Raw genomic sequence first — 4,974 nt, 5'->3', positions numbered from 1 at the left:
GTGCAGGTCGTCGTCGGCGAGGTCGGCGCGATCCAGTGGTACGCCGAGTCGGACCCGGACTACCGGCACGCCAGCCTGGACGTCTTCCTCGACCCGGCGGTACGCGGTGCCGGCCTCGGCGGTGACGCCATCCGCACCCTGGCCCGGCACCTGATCGACGAGTACGGCCACCACCGCTTCACCATCGATCCGGCGGCGGCGAACAGCGCCGCCATCCGGGCGTACGCGAAGGTCGGTTTCCGGCCGGTGGGGGTGCTGCGCCGTTACGAGCGCGGCGCGGACGGCCGCTGGCACGACGGCCTGTTGATGGACCTGCTCGCCGACGATCTCGTGGAGTGAGGGGAAGTCTCAACCGTCCCAGCACAGCTGCCCGTCGGGGAGTCTGCGGGCGCCCTCGGCGGGCTGGTGAAGGCTGAGCCGCCCGTCCGGCAGCAGATGCGCCACCGGCGTCCCGTGACCGAGAACCGCGACGTCGGCGATCAGCCGGCGGTGGCAGCGCCACCACAGGCTCTCGCTGCACATCACCGCGGTGCTCCGCTGGGCCGCGTCCGCCAGCACCCCGGTCAGCGCCGCGTCGAACTCCGGCGTGCGGGTGTGCGCGGCGTACGCCCGGAACGCCGCGACCTTCCACCAACTGTCCGGCTCGGGCTCCCCGGCGGGGATGTGTCGGCGTCCACCGAGGCGCGGCTCCCAGCGGTAGTCGATCCCGTACTCGGGCAGCCACCGCTCAAGCTCCTCCCGCCGTACGTCCGGATTGGTGCGGCTGGCGGGGTACCGCCGCACGTCCACCACCAGGGCCACCCCGGCCCCGGTCAGCAACTCCCCCAGCCGCACCCGGTCGGCTGCGCCGTGCCCGACGGTCAACAACTGCGCCACCACGCCAAGATGCCCTGAATCGCGGCGCGTTATCCCCGACCCCTCGGACGAGATCACCGGGTCGGTGCGGGCGGGCAACCGGCTGGTCCCGCCAGCGGTCGGTTTTCGGCGACAAAAGGGGATCGTGGGCGGTTGCCGTTCCGCGGCGAGAACGGCAACCACCCACGATCTCGCGATGCGGGTCAGGCGATGGTGCAGGTGGTGTTGTTGACGGTGAAGGCGGTCGGCTTCGGGTTGCTGCCGTTGTGGTTGCCGTTGAAGCCGAAGCTCACCGACGCGCCCGGCGCGATCGTGCCGTTGTAGGACAGGTTCGTGGCGGTGACCGCCGTGCCGGTCTGGCTGACCGTCGCCGACCAGCCCTGGCTGACGGTCTGCCCGCCGGCGAAGCTGAACCGCAGGGTCCAGCCGTTGATCGCGGTGGTGCCGGTGTTGGTGATCGACACGTTGGCGGTGAAGCCGGTGCTCCAGTCGGTGGTGGCGTACCCCACCGAGCAGGTGCCACCGACCGGCGGGGCCGCGGTGGTCACCGCTACCGGCGCGGACGCCGCGGAGGTGTTGCCCGCCGCGTCGACTGCCACCACGTAGAACTGGTAGGCGGTCGAGGCGGTCAGCCCGGTCACCGCGGCAGTGGTGCCGGTGGGTGAGCCGACGAGCGCGTCGGTGGTGCCGGCCTCGCGGTAGACCCGGTACCCGGTGACGCCCACGTTGTCGGTGGACGCCGCCCAGCTCAGTGTGAGTCCGGTCGCGGTGACCGTCGAGGCGACGGGGGTGCCGGGCGCGGTCGGTGCGGTGGTGTCCGGTGCCGGTCCGGCCGGCGTGGTGACGCTGATGGCAGCCGACGACGCCGACCGGTTGCCGGCGCCGTCGAGGGCCCGCACGGTGAACTGGTACGTCCGCTCCGGCAGCAGTCCGGTCACCGCGAGCGTGTTGGTGGTGGCGGTCCGCAGCACCAGCGCGTCGCTGCCGGTCTGCGACTGGGTGATCTCGTAGCCGGCCAGGCCGCTGCCGCCCGTGTCGGTGGACGCCGCCCAGGTCAGCGTGAGTCCGCTCGACGTGACGGCGGACGCGGCGGGTGTGCCGGGGACGGTCGGCGCGGTGGTGTCCGGGACGGCCGGGCCGGGCTCCTCGCCCCAGACGCGGGTGGTGCCGGAGTAGAGCGGCACCTTCCGGTTCGGCCCGGCGGTGGCCTGGTACGACGGGTCGTTGGTCGGGTCCCAGGTGCCGCCCTCCGGCACGCCCACCTTGAACTGGACCTCCATCCGGTGCTGCGACTGACCTGCCGGGGCGATGGTGTACCCGGTGCAGTCCACCTCGACGTACCAGATGTCCCCGCTGAACTGCTTGGCGGTGGTCGGGGACGGGCAGCCCTGGGTGTAACCGGCGGTCACCTGCACCGGGCCGGTGCCGTCGGGCCGGAAGTAGTACCGGAACTTCCCGTCGGTCAGCGCGCGGGCCGGGAACGCGGACTTGTTGTAGACCATCACCTTGAGCCCGGTGGCCCGCGGTTCGGCCTGCGCCACAGTGGTCTCCACCGTCAGCTCGTCGATGTCCGGCGTCTCGGCGACCGGGAAGTTCGCCAGCGGGGTGCCGCCGTACTCGGAGGTCAGCCGGACCAGCGCGGAGGTGAAGCCGGCGTTGTAGTCGGTGGCCACCTCGTTCATCACGTAGTCCGACCGGCTGTCGCTGTACGCGTCGTTGGGCGAGGACGGGCCGCCGACCAGCGCGCCGTAGAGGGTGTGCCGGGTCTCGACGGGCACGGTCTGGCTGTCCCACCAGGAGCCGTGCGCGGTGCGGTGGTGCGGGTTCTTCGGTGAGTTGGCGCCGAACCCGATGACGTAGCTGGAGTTGCGCGGGTTGTCGCCGAGCGCGTAGTTGATCTGCCGGACGGCGAAGTCGTGGTAGCGCGCCTTACGGGTGGTGTCGGTGGTCTTGTCGCTGTAGACCAGCGCGGCGAACGAGGTGTTCGCGGCGTAGCGCAGCGCGCCCCAGGAGTCGAGCACCGCCATCCCGCCCGGCGAGTACGGCACCCGCTGCCCGTTCACCCCGACGGTCCAGTAGTCCAGCCACCGGTTGGCGTCGTCGACGTACTTCTGCTTGCCGGTCAGGTTGGCCAGCAGCACGTACGCCCCGAACTGCTTGTTGTCCCAGGCGATGGTCCACTTGTAGGAGCGGGTGGTGGTCTGGTTCTCGGTGCCGAGCTTGTCGTACTCGCTCTCGGCCTTGGTCAGGTAGCTGGCCTCGCCGGTGGCCCGGTGCAGCCAGATCGCGGCCCAGACCAGCTCGTCCTGCCAGCCGCTCCAGGACCGGTAGAAGCTCGTGGCGTCGGTGATGCACTCGTGGTAGGCCTTGCGCACCGTGTCGGCGAAGGTGTAGAGCTGCCGGGCGTGCCCGAGCAGCTTGTCCGCGTAGGCGGCGTCGGTGGGCCGGAACACCATCGAGGAGGCGGCCATCGCCGCCGCCGTCTCCCCCGCCAGGTCCGCGCCGCCACAGCTCGCATCGATCTTGTACGCGGGCCGCGCCATCGGCATCACCTCGGCCGGGCCCCACCACTTGTGGTCGTCGTCGCCCTTGCCGACCTGTCCGTAGAGGACGTTGGCGGACGGGTGCGCCTTGATGAAGTAGTCGTTGACGAAGCGCAGGTTGTTGAGCAGGTGCGGCAGTTGCCCGGAGGCGGTGTAGCCGCTGCGGTACTCGACGGCGCCCCAGGCGAGCATGGTGGCGCTGAACGCCATCGGGAAGCCGAACTTGACGTGGTCGCCGGCGTCGTACCAGCCGCCGGTGAGGTCGACGCCCGCGCTGGCACCGTCGGTGAGCGCGCTGTCGCCGCGCCAGGAGACCCGGTTCCAGTCGGGCAGCCGGCCGGACTGCTGCGCCTCGTAGAAGAGCAGCGACTTCTGCAACGCCTCGGCGTAGTTGTAGGTCGCCGCTGGCGCGGCCGAGGCGGGCGCGGACGGCGGCGCGGTCACCGCGAGGGACGCGCCGGTGAGCAGCGCGACGCCGATGGCCAGCAGTCGCCGTGGCCAGGGCTGGTCGGCGGCCGGTGACCGGCCGGGCTGGCCGCTGAACGGCCGGGTCAGGTGGCGCATGGCGGGCTCCTGTCGGAGGCGCCGCCGGCGGTCGCACCGACGCGGGACGGCGTACGGGCGGCACGGCCACCGGCGACAGCGGGGGTGGCGGTGTGACCATGGGTCGTGGAAGCGCTCCCATGGATAGTCGACAATGTAATGTGCACGTCGTCGAATGGGAAGCCCGCGTTGCGCGCCAGCGCCGCAGCCCTCGCGAGCGTTACGCCGACACGCGCACGCCAGCCCGGAAGGTCGACCCGGAAGGCACTTCCCGTCCAAGACGTCGTCCCAGCTCAGGCCGGTTGGCCGATGCCGTCGGCAGGCCCCCCGCATGGGATCATGGGCGGCCCCCTCGACCAATCCCGAAGGATTCCTCATGCCACTGCGTCGGCGCCTGACGCGCGCGGCCGTCCGCACGGCCACCGTCACGGCCGTTCTCGCCATCGCCTCCCCGGCCTCGGCATCGAGCATCGTCCCCCTCAACCCCGCCCACGCGGGCGCCACGGCGGGGACGTTCCAGCAGGAGTGCCAGGACCCCAAGTTCGGCACGCGACCCACCAACCAGGACGGCTGGCACTTCGTGCTGCCCACCAGGCGCGCCGGTGACTTCCAGAGCCTGACCTTGACCTTCAAGGACACCTCGGGCGTCTCGGTGACGGTGACGGTGCCGAACCCCACGGATCCGTACACCGACTTCCTGTCCGCCAACGGCGGCGGCGACAAGCAGGTGAAGCACGCCTACCTCTTCACCCCGGCGGGATGGACGTTGACCGGCGGCAGCGCCCAGGTCAGCGGCGAGGGCGACAAGTTCAACCTCAGCCACACGTGCGCCGGCGCCGGCACCACCGCGTCGCCGACCCCGACCACGCCGACCACGCCGACCACGCCGATCACGGAGACGCCGACGCCGACCACCGACTCGCCGACGCCGACCACCCCGACGCCGACCACTCCGGTCACGTCGACGCCGACGGGCTCGCTCTCGCCGTCGGAGTCGGTGGCGCCCGGCGGATCAGCCTCGACCCCGGGAGGC

The 4,974-nt window shown here is 71.7% G+C and carries 4 protein-coding genes; 2 read left to right on the top strand and 2 right to left on the bottom strand.

From position 1 onward, the window contains the following. On the top strand, positions 1-339 hold a 339-nt coding region (locus KBX53_RS22030; RefSeq protein ID WP_210861381.1), incomplete at its 5' end, for a GNAT family N-acetyltransferase. Positions 340-348: 9 nt separating this feature from the next. On the opposite strand, the gene KBX53_RS22025 is transcribed toward KBX53_RS22030, so the two are convergent. Together KBX53_RS22025 and KBX53_RS22020 are read right to left on the bottom strand one after the other, a co-directional pair. Continuing rightward, complete coding sequence (locus KBX53_RS22025; RefSeq protein ID WP_210861379.1) at positions 349-876, bottom strand: DUF488 family protein; 528 nt, start codon at positions 874-876, stop codon at positions 349-351. A 182-nt stretch (positions 877-1,058) separates the two neighbouring features. After that, a complete protein-coding gene (locus KBX53_RS22020; protein ID WP_210861378.1) occupies positions 1,059-3,962 on the bottom strand; it encodes a glycoside hydrolase family 9 protein in 2,904 nt (967 codons plus the stop codon). Positions 3,963-4,317: 355 nt separating this feature from the next. On the opposite strand from KBX53_RS22020, the gene KBX53_RS22015 reads away from it, so the two are divergent. After that, the coding region (locus KBX53_RS22015; RefSeq protein WP_210861376.1) for a hypothetical protein at positions 4,318-4,974 on the top strand (657 nt) is incomplete at its 3' end.

It is taken from the genome of Micromonospora sp. M51, from assembly GCF_018070305.1.
In the GTDB taxonomy this organism is placed as follows: domain Bacteria; phylum Actinomycetota; class Actinomycetes; order Mycobacteriales; family Micromonosporaceae; genus Micromonospora; species Micromonospora parva.
Note: the sequence above shows the minus strand (reverse complement) of the source record. Positions and strands in the feature narration are given on the sequence as shown.

Bases quoted from the DNA above. Each gene is read 5' to 3' on its own strand.
- KBX53_RS22020 (WP_210861378.1), bottom strand. From the start codon at position 3,962: ATGCGCCACCTGACCCGGCCGTTCAGCGGCCAGCCCGGCCGGTCACCG.